This is a genomic window from Ahrensia marina (genome assembly GCF_042140245.1).
Lineage (GTDB): Bacteria > Pseudomonadota > Alphaproteobacteria > Rhizobiales > MH13 > MH13.
This window is the reverse complement of sequence record NZ_CP159483.1, coordinates 3,344,292-3,358,420: the sequence shown is the minus strand read 5'-3', so window position 1 is coordinate 3,358,420 and position 14,129 is coordinate 3,344,292. Positions and strand designations below refer to the sequence as shown.

The 14,129-nt window shown below is 59.6% G+C and carries 8 protein-coding genes; 4 read left to right on the top strand and 4 right to left on the bottom strand.

The genetic code is table 11. The features are described from left to right. From ABWH92_RS16240 to ABWH92_RS16225, 4 genes are all read right to left on the bottom strand, one after another. Positions 1-525, bottom strand: a complete 525-nt coding sequence (locus ABWH92_RS16240; protein ID WP_375570139.1) for a tripartite tricarboxylate transporter TctB family protein — start codon at positions 523-525, stop codon at positions 1-3. Continuing rightward, positions 522-1,562: a Gfo/Idh/MocA family protein gene (locus ABWH92_RS16235; RefSeq protein WP_375570137.1), complete on the bottom strand. Its 1,041-nt coding sequence runs from the start codon at positions 1,560-1,562 to the stop codon at positions 522-524. Before ABWH92_RS16235 ends, ABWH92_RS16240 begins: the two co-directional genes overlap by 4 nt. Next, positions 1,559-3,085: a tripartite tricarboxylate transporter permease gene (locus ABWH92_RS16230; RefSeq protein WP_375570135.1), complete on the bottom strand. Its 1,527-nt coding sequence runs from the start codon at positions 3,083-3,085 to the stop codon at positions 1,559-1,561. The genes ABWH92_RS16235 and ABWH92_RS16230 overlap by 4 nt, the downstream gene beginning before the upstream one ends. Positions 3,086-3,206: 121 nt before the next feature. Then, positions 3,207-4,217, bottom strand: coding sequence for a Bug family tripartite tricarboxylate transporter substrate binding protein (locus tag ABWH92_RS16225; RefSeq protein WP_375570133.1), 1,011 nt, complete (start codon positions 4,215-4,217; stop codon positions 3,207-3,209). A 306-nt stretch (positions 4,218-4,523) separates the two neighbouring features. On the opposite strand from ABWH92_RS16225, the gene ABWH92_RS16220 reads away from it, so the two are divergent. The 4 genes from ABWH92_RS16220 to urtB all read left to right on the top strand — a co-directional run bounded on the left by ABWH92_RS16220 (position 4,524) and on the right by urtB (position 14,099). Then, entirely contained in the window at positions 4,524-6,479 is a 1,956-nt protein-coding gene (locus ABWH92_RS16220) for an autotransporter assembly complex family protein (protein ID WP_375570131.1), read from the top strand. Then, a complete protein-coding gene (locus tag ABWH92_RS16215) occupies positions 6,479-10,402 on the top strand; it encodes a translocation/assembly module TamB domain-containing protein (RefSeq protein WP_375570129.1) in 3,924 nt (1,307 codons plus the stop codon). Before ABWH92_RS16220 ends, ABWH92_RS16215 begins: the two co-directional genes overlap by 1 nt. Positions 10,403-10,704: 302 nt before the next feature. Further along, positions 10,705-12,021: an urea ABC transporter substrate-binding protein gene (gene urtA, locus ABWH92_RS16210; protein ID WP_375570127.1), complete on the top strand. Its 1,317-nt coding sequence runs from the start codon at positions 10,705-10,707 to the stop codon at positions 12,019-12,021. Between the two features lie 77 nt (positions 12,022-12,098). Next, positions 12,099-14,099, top strand: coding sequence for an urea ABC transporter permease subunit UrtB (gene urtB / locus ABWH92_RS16205; protein ID WP_375570125.1), 2,001 nt, complete (start codon positions 12,099-12,101; stop codon positions 14,097-14,099). The last annotated feature ends 30 nt before the right edge of the window (positions 14,100-14,129 follow it).

Below are 14,129 nucleotides of genomic sequence, written 5' to 3'. Positions count from 1 at the left end.
TTATCCCGGCAATTGAATGAGAAAGACTTTGGAAAACACCGCCCAGATGACGAGGCTGGCAACCACCGCAAGGACCGCAGCGCCAAGGAGTGTTTGAGCGAGGGAGGCGCGCCTGTCGGCGCGCATCAGTTCCACCGTGACGGTGAAACCAAAAATGAAAACCGCTGTAGCGGGTACGAACGGCAGATTGCCAAACAAGCCAAAACCGTAGATCAGCAGCGCGGCGAGTGTGAAGGCAGTGCGCTTCACCGCGCGTGGTGTCCAATGGGTGATGGAAAGGGCTGCGTCGGTGCTGCGACGACTGGCGCCGCGGATGGTGAGGATGACGCCGAGCACCAGAATGATCGCGCCGAGCAGACCGGGCGTGATGCCAGGTACGGTGAGCGGATCGGCAGAGCGATGCTCAAAGCGCGGCATGGCAAGCGCGCCAATGAGAATAGCTGATCCAAGCGCGGTGACCACCAGGCCAAGCACCGTATCGGTGCGATGCGACGGCGCACGCATGTCAGGTGAAGGCGCGCTCATACCGTCACCCTATCGATGGGAACAAAAGCAGCGCTGGCAATTTGCTGTGCTGTCGGAATGGCCGCCAGCACCCGCGTTAGCTCAAGCGCGCCGTCGTGCAAGGACACCATGGGTGGCGCTCGACCATCGGTGGCCGCAAGAAAGGCCTTGGCGCTGTTTTCCAACAGTTTGTCAGGCGTTGCATCGGGAAAGGCTTCGTTCCACGAGGTCGAGGGCGTGACATCGAGCTGGCGCGCAGAGCGCTCAAAGTGAACGGCCTGAAAGGTCAGCCGGTTGGCGTTGTAATCAAGTGTCAAACAGCCGGTGGTGCCGATCAGGCGTAGAACCTTGTCGGTCTGGGCCCCCGGAACAAATGCATCCACCCCTGTGCCGGGCACGATTGATCCAAGGGCCAGACGACCTGCGACACTGTTGGCGTGCCGCGTCGTGAGCCAAAGGTCGTCAACATCACCATGGTTCGGCAATCCAAGAGCTTGTGCACCGATCTGGGTGATGCTTGCTCCAGCAAAAAGCTGCATCAGATCAAGAAAATGAACGCCGTCATTCTCTTCAAGCGCCACATCGCAGTGACGCCGTTTCCATCCGCAAAACCGCCCTTCCATGAGGATGAGATCACCCAGATCGCCTTGGCGCAAAACCTCTCGTGCACGTGTGGTCATCGGATGCGCACGCAAGATCAGGTTCACGTGAACCAGACATCCGCTGCGCGCTTGCGCATCCATCAGAGCGTGCGCTTCATCAAGGTTTGGTACGGCAGGCTTTTCCAGAAGAACTGGTTTTCCGGCAGCAAGGGCCTGTTCGGTCAAAGCTAAATGGGTGCTCGGCGGCGTGACAATGTCCACGCAATCCACCAACGGAAGAAACGCATCAAGATCAGCGCTGATTGTGTCGACCGCAAAACCATCGGCTTCAGCACGCGCCTTCGCGTTCGCGCATGGATCGCTGATCAGCACGTTGGCGCCTAGGCGCGACCAAGCTGCTGCATGACGGGCACCGAACGCGCCATAACCACTCACCAGAACAGTCGGGTTGCTCACGGATTGGCCCTCCCAGATCGGTTGAAAACCTGTCCGTGGGCGCGTGCCAAACCGCGCCTCACCCAAGGCATGGCAAGCAGAATGGAAAGCAGCACAAGCCCAGCGATGATTGCGCTGATCGGGCGCGTGACAAAATCAACGGGGTCTCCTTGGCTGAGCGCCAGGCTTCGGCGCAGGTTGGAGTCCAAGATCGGACCAAGCACCACGCCAAGGATCATCGGAGCGACCGGAAAGCCGGTCTCGCGCATCAAAAATCCCAAAATCCCGAAGCAGATCATAACGCCCACATCAAAGGGCCGCGATGCAATGGCAAACGCGCCAACCACGCAAAGCACGAAGATGACGCCCATCAGCCATTCGCGCCGCACTTTTAGGATCATCAACAAAGGCCGTGTCATGAGCAGACCAAGCACCAGCATCGCAAGGCTGGCCCAAAACACCATGGCCACGATGGAGTAGAAGAAGTCCGGCTGCGTCATCATGATGAGTGGACCCGGGCGAAGGCCGTGGATCACCATCGCCGCCAGCAGAACAGCAGCAGGTGCAGACCCGGGAATGGCGAGCGTTAGCACAGGAACAAAGGCGCCTGGTACGGCGGCGTTGTTGCCGGTTTCAGCGGCCAGCAAACCTTCGACCGACCCCTTGCCGATCTTCTCTGGGGTCTTCGACGCCCGGCGCGCAGCGGCCAATGAAACCCAGGCGCCCATATCCTCGCCCACTCCAGGCACCACGCCCATAAACGTGCCGATCAGGCCGGAGCGCATCCAAGTCTTGGTATACTTTGTAAACGCAAAGAACGACGCGCGGGAAGTGCGCGCGACATGCTCCACCATTTCGCTTGCCCGGTTGCGCATAACCGACAGCACCTCTGCGCACCCAAAAGCACCCACCAGCACTGGCAGCAGACCAAGTCCGCCTTCCAGATCCTGATAGCCATAGGTGTAACGCGAATAGGCGTGGATGCTCTCTTGGCCCACCATGGCGACGGCCAACCCAAAGAACCCCGCGATCCAGCCTTTCAGCGGGTCGCCCATGGCGGTGAGTTGGCCGCAAATCACAATGCCGAAAATCGCCAGCCAAAAGAACTCAAAGCTCGTGAATTCCAGCGCGAACTCGGCCAAAAGCGGTGCGATCATCGCCAATCCGATCATGCCAACCACAGTGCCCAAGAAAGAGCCGATGGTGGCGATCACCATCGCGTCGCCCGCCTTGCCTTGAACGGCCAATTGGTGACCATCCAGTGCCGTGGCGGCGTTGGCAGGTGTGCCAGGAATGTTGAGCAGAATGGCTGACCGGCTGCCGCCATAGATCGCGCCGATGTAAACGCACACCAGCACCAGGATTGCCACATCTTGCGCCATGGTGAAGGTGAGGGTGGCCACCAAAGCCACGCCCAATGTGGCTGTAAGGCCGGGGATCATGCCCACGACGATGCCCAGGAACGTTGCCCCAAAGACGTAGAGCACTTGAGGCGAGGCCCCAATTGCAAAGGCAGCCGAAAAGAACTGGCCGACACCGTCCATGTGCGCTGGTCACTCCATAAGGATCGAAAAACACAATTGGCGAGGTTTTGAGCCGCTCGCCAAGGGCAAAAAGGCCCGGCGCCTGAGAGCAAGGAGCCGGGCCGTGGATGGCTAGGATGCTTTAGGGGCGCGGAATGCCGAAGTCTTCCGGGCTGTTTTCCGCTGTGCCACCATCATACTGCTGCCAGGCATTGATGCTGAGCATTGGCATGGCTGCTTCCTGGGCGGCATCGCCATAGGATGGGTCGAACAAGGCGCCGCGCTCGGCAGCAAAAGCTTTCATGGCCTCAGAGTCCATGATGCTGTTCTCCCAGATGGCGTCCATCGTATCGAAGACCTCTTGCGGGGCATCGGCAGGGATCCAAACCCCGAAATAGTTGTTGGCGCTCTGCACATCGGCCAACCAATCGGTTACGGGCGGCACCGTGCCATAGCCATCCAGCTCCAAGGGAGACGAGGCAATCACGGCAAGCGGGCGCAAGCGCTCAGCACGGATCATGTCCACCTGTTCGGTCGCCGTTTGTGAGGTGAAATCAGTCTCACCTGCAACGGTGGCGATAACGGCTGGGTTGCCGCCTTCATAGACGATCTGGCGGTAGTTGATCTCAGCCGCCCCTTCAATGGCGCCCATGGCAATAGCGCCAGCTGAGGTAAGGCCAGCAGTTGCCACGGTGAGCGGCTCGTCGGAGGTTTGCAGCGCTTCCAACAGCTGACCGAAATCTTCAATGTCACTGTCAGCAGGCACAGAAATCAGGCCAGGGTTGGCCACGTGCAGATAAAGCCGCCAATCAGAAAGAGTGGCATCCAGCATGCCGAGCACGGGATAGGCACCAAGGTCTGCCGCTGCACCGGCTGCCATCATCATGCCGTCATGGTCTGCGTCCCAAACCGAACGTGTGCCCACCGAGCCGGAAGCACCGGGTTGGTTGATAATCACAACGTTCTGGCCCAACGCTTCCGTCAGCTCGCCGGCCAGCACACGGGTTACGGTGTCTGTGGAGCCACCAGCGGACCAAGGCACGACGATGGAAACAGGTCCATCTGGCTGCCACTCAGCTTGGGCGACGGGTGCGCCGACAATCATTGCAGATAAAGCTGCAACAGCGCTTATCGAACGGTAGGCACTCTTCATGACGTTTCCCTTATATAATTAACTAACTGGTTAGTTAGTGAGGATGTGAAATGCCATAGGGCCTGTCAATGTTTGGAAAGTGCGAAGGGTAAGAGCGCCGGATCGCTTAGGCGACACGGCCCTGGAGTCCCGTTGTGGCACGCTCGCCACTTCGCAATGCCAAGTGATTGGGAACCATGCGTAAAGGTTGTAAGTTGATACTGTTTGGGTAAACCCATGCAGGTGCCTTTGTGGGGTGCGCGAGACCAACCGATGCCGCGCAACAAAGACACCGCTGTTTCTTGAGTAGGGTCGGACTGCACGATCGTGAATGCGCATAGGCGGATTGTCCGCGCCTCCTGTCTATCGTCCTGTTCCGCTTGGCTGCTCGCGGTCACGATTGGCGTTGCATCACTGCTTCTGCCAGCCACCCCTTCTTATGCGTTTGAGTTGTTCGGCGTTCAGCTTTTTGGCGCAGCTGAGGATGAGACAGAGTTCAGTGTTGGTGTACCGCTGCCCTACGAGGCCGAGGTCACCATTGCCGCGACCGGCAACACTGATCTTGATGAAGACGCTTTGCGCCGCGCCTCGGCGCTTTGGCGTGGCCGCGATGATCCGGCCCTTGGCTCTGCTGGGCTGTTGGCTGACGCGCGCAGCGACTACCGCCGATTGCTTGGCGCGCTGTACGCTCAAGGTCACTATGGCGGTGTGATCTCGATCCGCGTCAACGGGCAGGAAGCATCAGCCATTGAACCCGATGTTGATCTGGTGGAGCCGGTCAACGTGGATATCAGCATCGAGCCAGGCCCGCTCTACAGCTTCGGTGTTCTGCAAATCGTCAACGCTGCGCCGCAAACCAGTGATCCGCGCGATGAGGTGCCAACGCTGCTGGAGATTGGTTTTGTTCCAGGCGCACCGGCAAAGTCTGGTGTTATCTTGCAGGCTGAGCGTGTGGCCGTACGCGCCTGGCACGAGCAGGGTCATGCCCTTGCTAACAGCGATGGCCGCGCCGTTGAAGCTGACCACCCCAGCCGTACGGTGGACGTGACGATCACATTGGCACCGGATGGCAGGGCAACCTATGGCGGTCTTGCCATTGAAGGTGCTGAGCGCATGGACCCAGACTTCATCACCTATATGGCCGACCTGCCACCCGGCCAAGAGTACGACCCCGACGACATTGCTGAGGCGAACGCACGGCTGACGTCATTGGAGGTCTTCCGCTCTGTGCGCATCGAGCAGGCTGCGGCGCTCGCCGCTGATGGCAGCTTGCCTCAAACGATCTTTGTGCAGGAAATGCCGCTGCGGCGCATTGGTGCCGGTGGCAGCATTTCTTCGGTCGATGGTCTTGGCCTGGAAGCCTATTGGCTGCATCGCAACCTGTTTGGCCGTGCTGAACGGTTGCGCTTGGATGGTCGTATCTCAGGGATCAACAGCGCCGACCCGGAAGACTTCACCTACCGCCTTGGCGCCACCTTCACCCGCCCCGGCGTCATCACGCCGGACACCCGGTTGATTGCATCGCTGATCGCCGAGCGCGAGGTGATTGATGCCTATGACCGCACATCGGTTTCCGGCGAACTGGGGCTGGAACACCCGTTCACCCCGGAACTCACCGGGCGTTTCGCAATTGAAGGCCGCCATGCCCATTTTGACGATACGGTGTTTGGTCAGCGCGAGTTCACCAGTGCAGGTTTTGAAGCGCGGCTCACCTATGACAGCCGCGACATGCCGACCGATGCGACGTCTGGCTTCTTTTTGGAAGGCGCGGTGGAACCGTTCTACGAATTCTCGCGCGGCAATCCAGGTGTGGTGGTTTCGAGCGAAGGCCGCGCCTACCAGTCTTTGGGTTTCGATGACCGCCTGGTCCTTGCTGGCCGCTTGAAAGCTGCATCACTGATCGGTCCATCCATCGCTGACACAGCCCCGGACCGTTTGTTCTTAGCTGGCGGCGGCGGATCAGTGCGCGGCTACGAGTACCGCTCTATCGGCGTTACTCAGTCGGGTGGGCAGATCACGGCCGGGCGCTTCTTGCTGGAAGGCTCGGCGGAACTGCGCGCGCGCGTAACCGACACGCTGGGCGTGGTGGCCTTTGCCGATTTCGGTCACGTTGGCGCCGATAGCCTGTCGGACTTCAACGAGGATGTTCGCGTCGGTGTTGGTGGTGGCATCCGCTATCTGACACCCCTCGGGCCTATCCGTCTGGATGTAGCAACGCCGCTTGACCCGCGTGACAGTGATCCTGATGTCGCTGTCTATCTTGGCATAGGGCAGGCCTTCTGATGGTCTGGCGTCTTCCTCTTCTCGCACTTGGTCTTGCCTTGGTCATGGCGGCCGCGTTCCTAGCTCTGCCAGTGCGGGGGCAGAACGATGAAGCGCAGGAGCGCTCGCGCTTCCTCAGCTTTGTTGAAGAACAACTTTCCACACCTGGACGCGACATTCGGATCAACGGCATCGATGGCGCCCTGTCTTCGAACGCGACAATCGCTGAGATCACCATCGCCGATGATGAAGGTATTTGGTTACGGCTGACCGACGCGCAGATCGTCTGGGACCGCTCGGCGCTTTTCCGTGCCCGCCTCGAGATTGAAAGCCTGTCGGCAGCCACCATCGACTGGCCGCGCATGCCGCTGCCGCAAGATCGGCCGCCATCACCGGAAGCCACAGCGCTCGAATTGCCCGATCTGCCGGTTGCGGTGAACATTGATCGCTTGGCTATTGGCGAAGCAACGCTTGGTGAGCCTTTGTTCGGGTTGGCCGCGACTTTGACCGGTGAGGGCAGCATCGCGCTTGCCGATGGATCACTCGACACCAGCTTTGATGTCACCCGCCTGGATGGCCCGGGTGGATCACTGAACCTCAGTGCTGCTTACGACGAGCGCTCCACCGAACTGGCGCTCGATTTTCAACTGCAAGAGCCTGCCGACGGCGTGGTTGCCAATCTGCTCAATCTCGAAGGGCGTCCGCCGGTAGACCTCTCGCTTACCGGCAACGGCCCGCTGGATGATCTGACAGTGGACTTGGCACTCAACACCGATGCGGGCCGCGTGCTCGGTGGTGGCCTGCGGCTGCAAGAGGTTGCGGGCGGCCGCTCGTTCAACGCTGATCTCAGCGGTCCGATCTCGGCACTCATCGCTCCTGCTTATCGCGGTTTCTTCGGTGCTGACTCCACACTTACCGCCAACGGCACGCTGCCAAGCGAGGGCGGCTTCCAACTGGATCGTTTGGACTTGGACAGCGGCACTCTTACACTTCAGGCAAGCGCCGCCACAGCGTCCGACGGGTTTCTGACAGCGCTTGATCTGGACGCAAGCTTTGCAGCTCAAGGTGAAACCAGTGTTCTGCTTCCGGTGCCAGGTGAAGCCACCCGTGCTCGCGCTGGCGCACTGGACGTGGCGTATGGTGGCACGAATGGTGACTGGCAGGCTTCGCTCGGTCTTGATGGCCTGACCACCGACGCTTTGGGCATTGAAACGGTTCGCTTTGATCTAACTGGCCAGAGTGCCAACCTTGCTGATGCGGCACGCCGTGCGCTCGCGTTCCAAGGCTCTGGTCAGGCAACAGGCTTTTCCGCTGATGATCAGGCGCTTGTTGACGCGCTGGGTCGTCAGATTGCGCTACGCCTTTCCGGTGCTTGGCAGGCAGGCAACCCGGTTTCGCTCGACGGTTTGAGGGTGGATGGCGATGCTTTCACGCTTGCAGCCGATGGGCAGGTCGAAACGGGTGTGTTTGACGGTCAAATTGTTCTGGATGCGCGCACGCTGGCGCCTTTCAGCGGACTGGCGAGCCGCGATCTTGCTGGCGCTATGCAACTGGTTGCGCAAGGCACCTTGAATGCCCTGTCCGGCGGCTTTGATCTGGATCTGGACGGCACCGGCAACGGTCTACAGATTGGCGATGATGTGGCCGACCGCTTGCTGGCCGGGCAAACGCGGATCACAGGTGGCTTGAAGCGTGATGCGGAGGGCACAGAAGCCCGCGAGCTGGAAGTCCGCAACAATCAACTTGCCTTGCGCTTGGACGGAACGCTTTCGTCGACCGCAGCGGACTTGGTTCTTCAGGCCGAACTTGATGATCTGCGTCACATCAATCCTGGCGCGTCTGGCACCGCCAACCTGAATGCCACGGTTGAAGGCGAGGGCGGTCCGTACACGCTTAGTGCCTCTCTCGCTGTACCCAGCGGTCGCGTTTACGAGCAAAGCCTGCGCGATGCCGATATCACGCTTTCCGGGCTGTTGGATGAGGACGCCTTCTCCGGCGCACTGAATGGCTCAGTCCAGTTTGGTAGCGCACCGGTCGATCTGAGCGCGGACCTCATCGCCGGGCCTGACATTCGGCAGGTAAGCGATCTGCGCCTGGAAACCGATGGTGCCACGCTCACTGGCGATGTGCGTCAAGCAGTCGAAACCGGTCTGCTCGATGGTGATTTGGTGCTGAACGCCACCAACATCCGAACGCTTGCATTGCTCGCTCTGCAAAATGCCAGTGGCGCGGTGAACGCCAATGTCATGCTTCAGCCTGCCGCTGATGGCCAAGCCATCGCTTTGACGGGCTCTGCTGAGAACGCCGCCTTTGGTGATGCCCGCCTAGGGACAGCCCGTTTTGATGTCTCAGTACGTGATGCCCTCAGAGCCCCACAAATCACCGGCACATTGAATGGCCAAAGACTGCGCGCTGGCGAGATCGCCATTGCCAGCCTTCAGGCCTCCAGCCAAACATCCGGCGCGTTCACGGTGGCCGCCGACGGCATTTCTGCACCGCAATTGCGCGCAGCCGGCCTGTCGTCAGCACAGCTTCGCGCCAATGGCCGCTACGCCGACAATGTGGTCGAGCTTGCCGCGGCAACCTTAAACGCCGGGCAAGGGATCGAAGCCACCGCCAACGGGCGCATTCCACTGTCGGGCAGTGGCCTCAATGTCGATGTGCGCGGTACGCTGCCACTCGGCTTCGCCGAACGTTTTGCTGCTGATCGAGGCACGCAACTCTCCGGTGTTGGCACCATCAATGCCAACGCACGCGGTTCGTTGGCCAATCCGCAGATCACTGGCTCGCTTGCCGTGTCAGGGGGGCAAGTGGTGGATCCATCCACTGGCATCCGCCTCACGGACGTCACCCTTGCTGCGCGCCTCGATGGTCAGCAGGCGGTGATTGAGCGTGCCTCCGCGCAGGTGCGTGGCGGCGGGTCCATCAACGCATCCGGCACTGTTGGTCTGGGCGATGCCTTGCCTGCCGACCTGCGCATTGGGTTGAATGGGGTACGCTACGCCGATGGCACGCTGATTGTTACCACCGTGGATGGTGGCCTCACGATCACGGGCTCCTTGGCCAATGCGCCAACCTTGGCCGGCACGATTAATGTGCGCCAAACCGAAATTCAAATTCCAAGCAGTTTTGACTCCGCCGCTGGCCTCATCGAAGTGGAACATATCGCACCCTCGCAGCGTGTGCGTGACACGTTTGAACGCGCACGCGGCGTGAGCCAAGGAGGCAGCAATCGCCAGAGTGGTGCGGCCTTGCGGCTCAACGTTTTGGTTAGCGCGCCTAACCAGATTTATGTGCGCGGGCGTGGCGTAAACGCTGAACTGGGCGGCCAAGTTCGGCTCACCGGCACGACCAACGCTGTTCAACCGGTTGGCGCTTTTGAGCTGCTGCGTGGTCGCTTTGATATTCTCGGCCAACGTATCGCGCTCAGCCAGGGTTCGATCACCCTGGTCGGCGATATGGATCCGTTCCTCAACATCGTTGCGCGCACCAGTGGTGATGCGATCACCGTTGTGATTGCCGTGCGCGGTCGTATCTCCGATCCAGTGCTTACACTGTCATCGGAGCCAGAACTGCCGCAGGATGAAGTGTTAGCCCGCCTCATCTTTGACCGTGGCCTCAACGAGCTATCGCCGCTCCAGATCGCGCAGTTGGCACTCGCCGCCAACGAATTGGCGGGGAACTCTCAAGGTTCGGTCATTGGCGATCTGCGCGATGGGCTTGGCCTCTCCGACCTTGATGTCATCACCGATGATGAAGGCAATCCGGCAGTGCGGGCCACGCAATATGTGCAAGAAAATGTCTATGTGGGCGTCGAAGCAAGCACCGGTGGGCAAGCGCGGACGACGATCAATCTCGACGTGACCGAAGATCTGACAGCGCGTGGGTCGGTGAGTTCGGACGGAGAATCTTCGCTCGGTATCTTCTTTGAGCGCGATTACTAGGCGCCCTGCGGAAGCTTAACGGTCCTTTTCAAACTATTTTGAGCACCTGCACACAATTTCCGCTTCTGCATTCATTTGCGTCATCTGACCGATCTCACCGCTTAATCGGCCTGTGTTTTGAGCAGCGCAGCAAAGTTGACGCTCGTAAAAATGATGAAATTTTCATCACTGGTTAAAACCTAGCCATCCGACCTATTTGCCACCCACCGGACCCCTTTGCTTAGCTCCATGCGTCCGCATGCCTGACGACCCGTTTTGGCAAAGCGCAGGCAGTTGCAAAAGCTTTTAGGAGTCTCCCCCCAATGACCAAAACCGTGTCGAAGAAATCCTTCATGATGACGCGCCGTGGTGCGCTCGGTTTGCTGGCCACCACTGCGCTTCCGTTTACGCCGTTGCGCGCTCTGGCGCAGGGTGAGCCGATCAAGATCGGTATTCTCCATTCGCTGTCGGGCACGATGGCAATCTCTGAAACCACACTCAAAGACACCATGCTGATGCTGATCGAACAGCAAAACGCCAAGGGTGGTGTGCTTGGTCGTCCGCTTGAAGCTGTGGTCGTTGACCCGGCATCAGATTGGCCGCTGTTCGCTGAAAAAGCGCGCGAGCTGATCTCGGTGGAAGGCTGTGATGTGATGTTCGGTTGCTGGACCTCCGTGAGCCGCAAATCCGTGCTGCCGGTGATCGAAGAGCTGAACGGCCTTCTGTTCTATCCGGTGCAGTATGAAGGCGAAGAAAGCTCCAAAAACGTATTCTACACGGGCGCCGCACCGAACCAACAGGCGATCCCTGCAACCGATTACTTCCTGGAAGAGTTGGGTGTTGAGAAGTTTGCGCTGCTAGGTACCGACTATGTGTACCCACGCACGACCAACAACATCCTGGAGTCTTATCTACAGTCCAAGGGCATCGCGGCGGACGATATCTTCGTCAACTACACACCGTTCGGCCATTCTGACTGGTCGTCCATTGTGGCTGACGTTGTGGCGCTGGGCGCTGACGGTCAGAAAGTGGGCGTCATTTCCACCATCAATGGCGATGCGAACATCGGCTTCTATCGCGAGCTGGCCGCTGCGGGCATCTCAGCCGATGATATTCCGGTCGTTGCCTTCTCGGTGGGTGAGGAAGAGCTGTCTGGTCTCGACACGTCCAACTTGGAAGGTCACCTGGCGGCATGGAACTACTTCCAGTCTGCCGATGCTGAAATCAACGAGGAATTCGTGGCTGCGTGGAAGGCCTTTGCTGGCGAAAACCGCGTGACCAACGATCCGATGGAGGCGCACTATATCGGCTTCAACATGTGGGTGCAGGCGGTTGAGCAGGCTGGCACCACCGAGGTGGATGCCGTGCGTGATGCCATGTACGGCCAAACCGTACCGAACCTGACCGGTGGAACGGCAGAAATGTTGCCCAACCACCACCTCACTAAGCCAGTTCTGATCGGCGAAATCCGTGATGACGGTCAGTTCGACATTATCTCGCAGACCGAAGAAGTTCCGGGCGATGCCTGGACCGACTATCTGCCTGAGTCAGCGGTTCTGACCTCCGATTGGCCAGGTCTTGGTTGCGGAATGTACAACACCGAGACCTCCACCTGCGTGCAGATTGAATCAAACTACTAACCGCTTGGTTCTCTCCTGATCCTGTGGGCGGGGAGGGCCATGCTCTCCCCGTTCATCGCGTGAGGCACCCTATTTCAATGTTCCAATCTGCCCGCTCTCGCGCTTTGTTGATTATCGCCGCGCTGATCTCTGCGACCCTCCTGATCGTGAGCCCTGTTCTTGCGCAGGACACGCTCGCTCAGGACTTGGGGCCGGTCCAAACCATCCTGCAAGACAATCGCGAGCTGATCGAAGAAAGCTCGCGCCGCACCATCGGCCCAGCAATTGATGCGCTTGGTTCAAGCGGACTGGAACGCGCGCCCGCTTTCTTGGCTGCCTGGCAAGCACGTTCTGTCTATCAACGCGAAGCCGACGGCTTGTTTTTCATTGGGCAAGAGATCGACGGCACCGACCAGGCCCTCGATCCCGACACCGGTGAAACGGTCGAAGAAATCACGCGCGATACCTTCTCCCAACTTCGTCCCAATGGCGGCGTGCGTTCGCTGATCGGTGCGGCTTTGGTGCAGTTCCAGCTGTCCGATCCTGATCCGGCAACACGGCGCGAAGCGCTGGCGGCTATCGCACGTGATGCAGAGGAATCCCATCTCGCGGCCTTACGCGGATCGCTCGACGGCGAGGAGGACGCCAGTATTCTGGCGGCCAAGCAGCGCTTAGAGCGCATCCTTGCCATCACCTATGAAGACGCCGAAGCGCTGCGCGTTGCGGCCATTGAAAGCTTTGCTGGCGACATTGGATTGGATGTGCGGGCAGCGCTAAACCCGTTGATCTCCACTCGCACCGAAGTCACCGCTGCGCCTGAACCGCCTGCCACGCGCAATGTGGCGCGCGTTCTGGAGCCAGGCTCGGACGAGCTCTCCCGTGAAGAGGCCTACGCGCAACTCGTTGATGCGCGCCTTGCCCCTGCCATCGTCTCCCCCGCCGACATCCGCGCCGAGCTGATCGCCAACATCGAAAACGGGCAAGTCGCAGGCGTGGCGCTTGAAACCCTCAACACGGACGAGGCGCGCCTTGCCGCGTATCTGACGCTTGCTGAGGCAGGCACCGTTCCCACCACGCCGACCGAGGACGAGATCGACGCCGCGCTCGACGCCCATACTTTTTTTGAAAGCTATGCGGAGCGCTCGTCCGATGTGACGGATGCGGCCAATGCCACGCTGCAATCCATCGAAATCAATCTGATGGCCAACCAGGCGCTCGATTTCTCGCTGGATGCCCTATCACTGGGCTCGATTTATTTCCTCGCTGCCATCGGGCTTGCCATTACCTTTGGCGTCATGGGCGTGATCAACATGGCCCATGGGGAGTTCATCATGATGGGGGCCTATACTGGTTATGTGGTGCAGCTTTTCGTGCCGGACCTGACGCTTTCCATCCTCATCGCGCTACCGCTTGCCTTTGCCGTCACATTTGGGGCTGGCGTGGCGATGGAGCGGCTGATTATCCGCTGGCTCTATCATCGCCCGCTGGAAACGTTGCTTGCCACCTTCGGCATCTCCATCGCGCTCCAACAGCTTGCCAAGAACATCTTCGGCACCCAGGCACGCCCGTTTACCGCGCCGGAGTGGCTGGATGGCGCTTTGGTGATCAACGATGTCGTGGCGATCAGCTACATTCGCATCGCGATCTTTGTGTTGGCGCTGGTGTTTCTGGCCATCTTCCTCTTCGTCATGAACAGGACCCGCCTCGGGCTGGAAGTGCGCGCCGTCACCCAGAACCCTAAAATGGCGGCGTCCATGGGCATCAATCCTGACAAGATTAACATGCTGACCTTCGGTTTCGGGTCAGGCATTGCGGGGATTGCCGGCGTGGCCATTGGTCTCTTCGGTCAGGTGACCACCGAGATGGGCCAGCAATACATCGTACAGAGTTTTATGACCGTGGTGGTTGGCGGTGTCGGCAGCGTCTGGGGCACACTGGCGGGTGCAGGCATGATCGGCGGCTTGCAGAAGTTCATTGAGTTTTTGAACCCTTCCAACACGCTCGCCGCCCAGACGTACATGATCCTTTTCATCATCCTGTTCATCCAGTTCCGGCCCCGCGGCATTGTCGCGCTGAAGGGCCGCGCGGCGGAGATGTAGGCATGCGGTTGTTCGGAACGAACAGAGCGA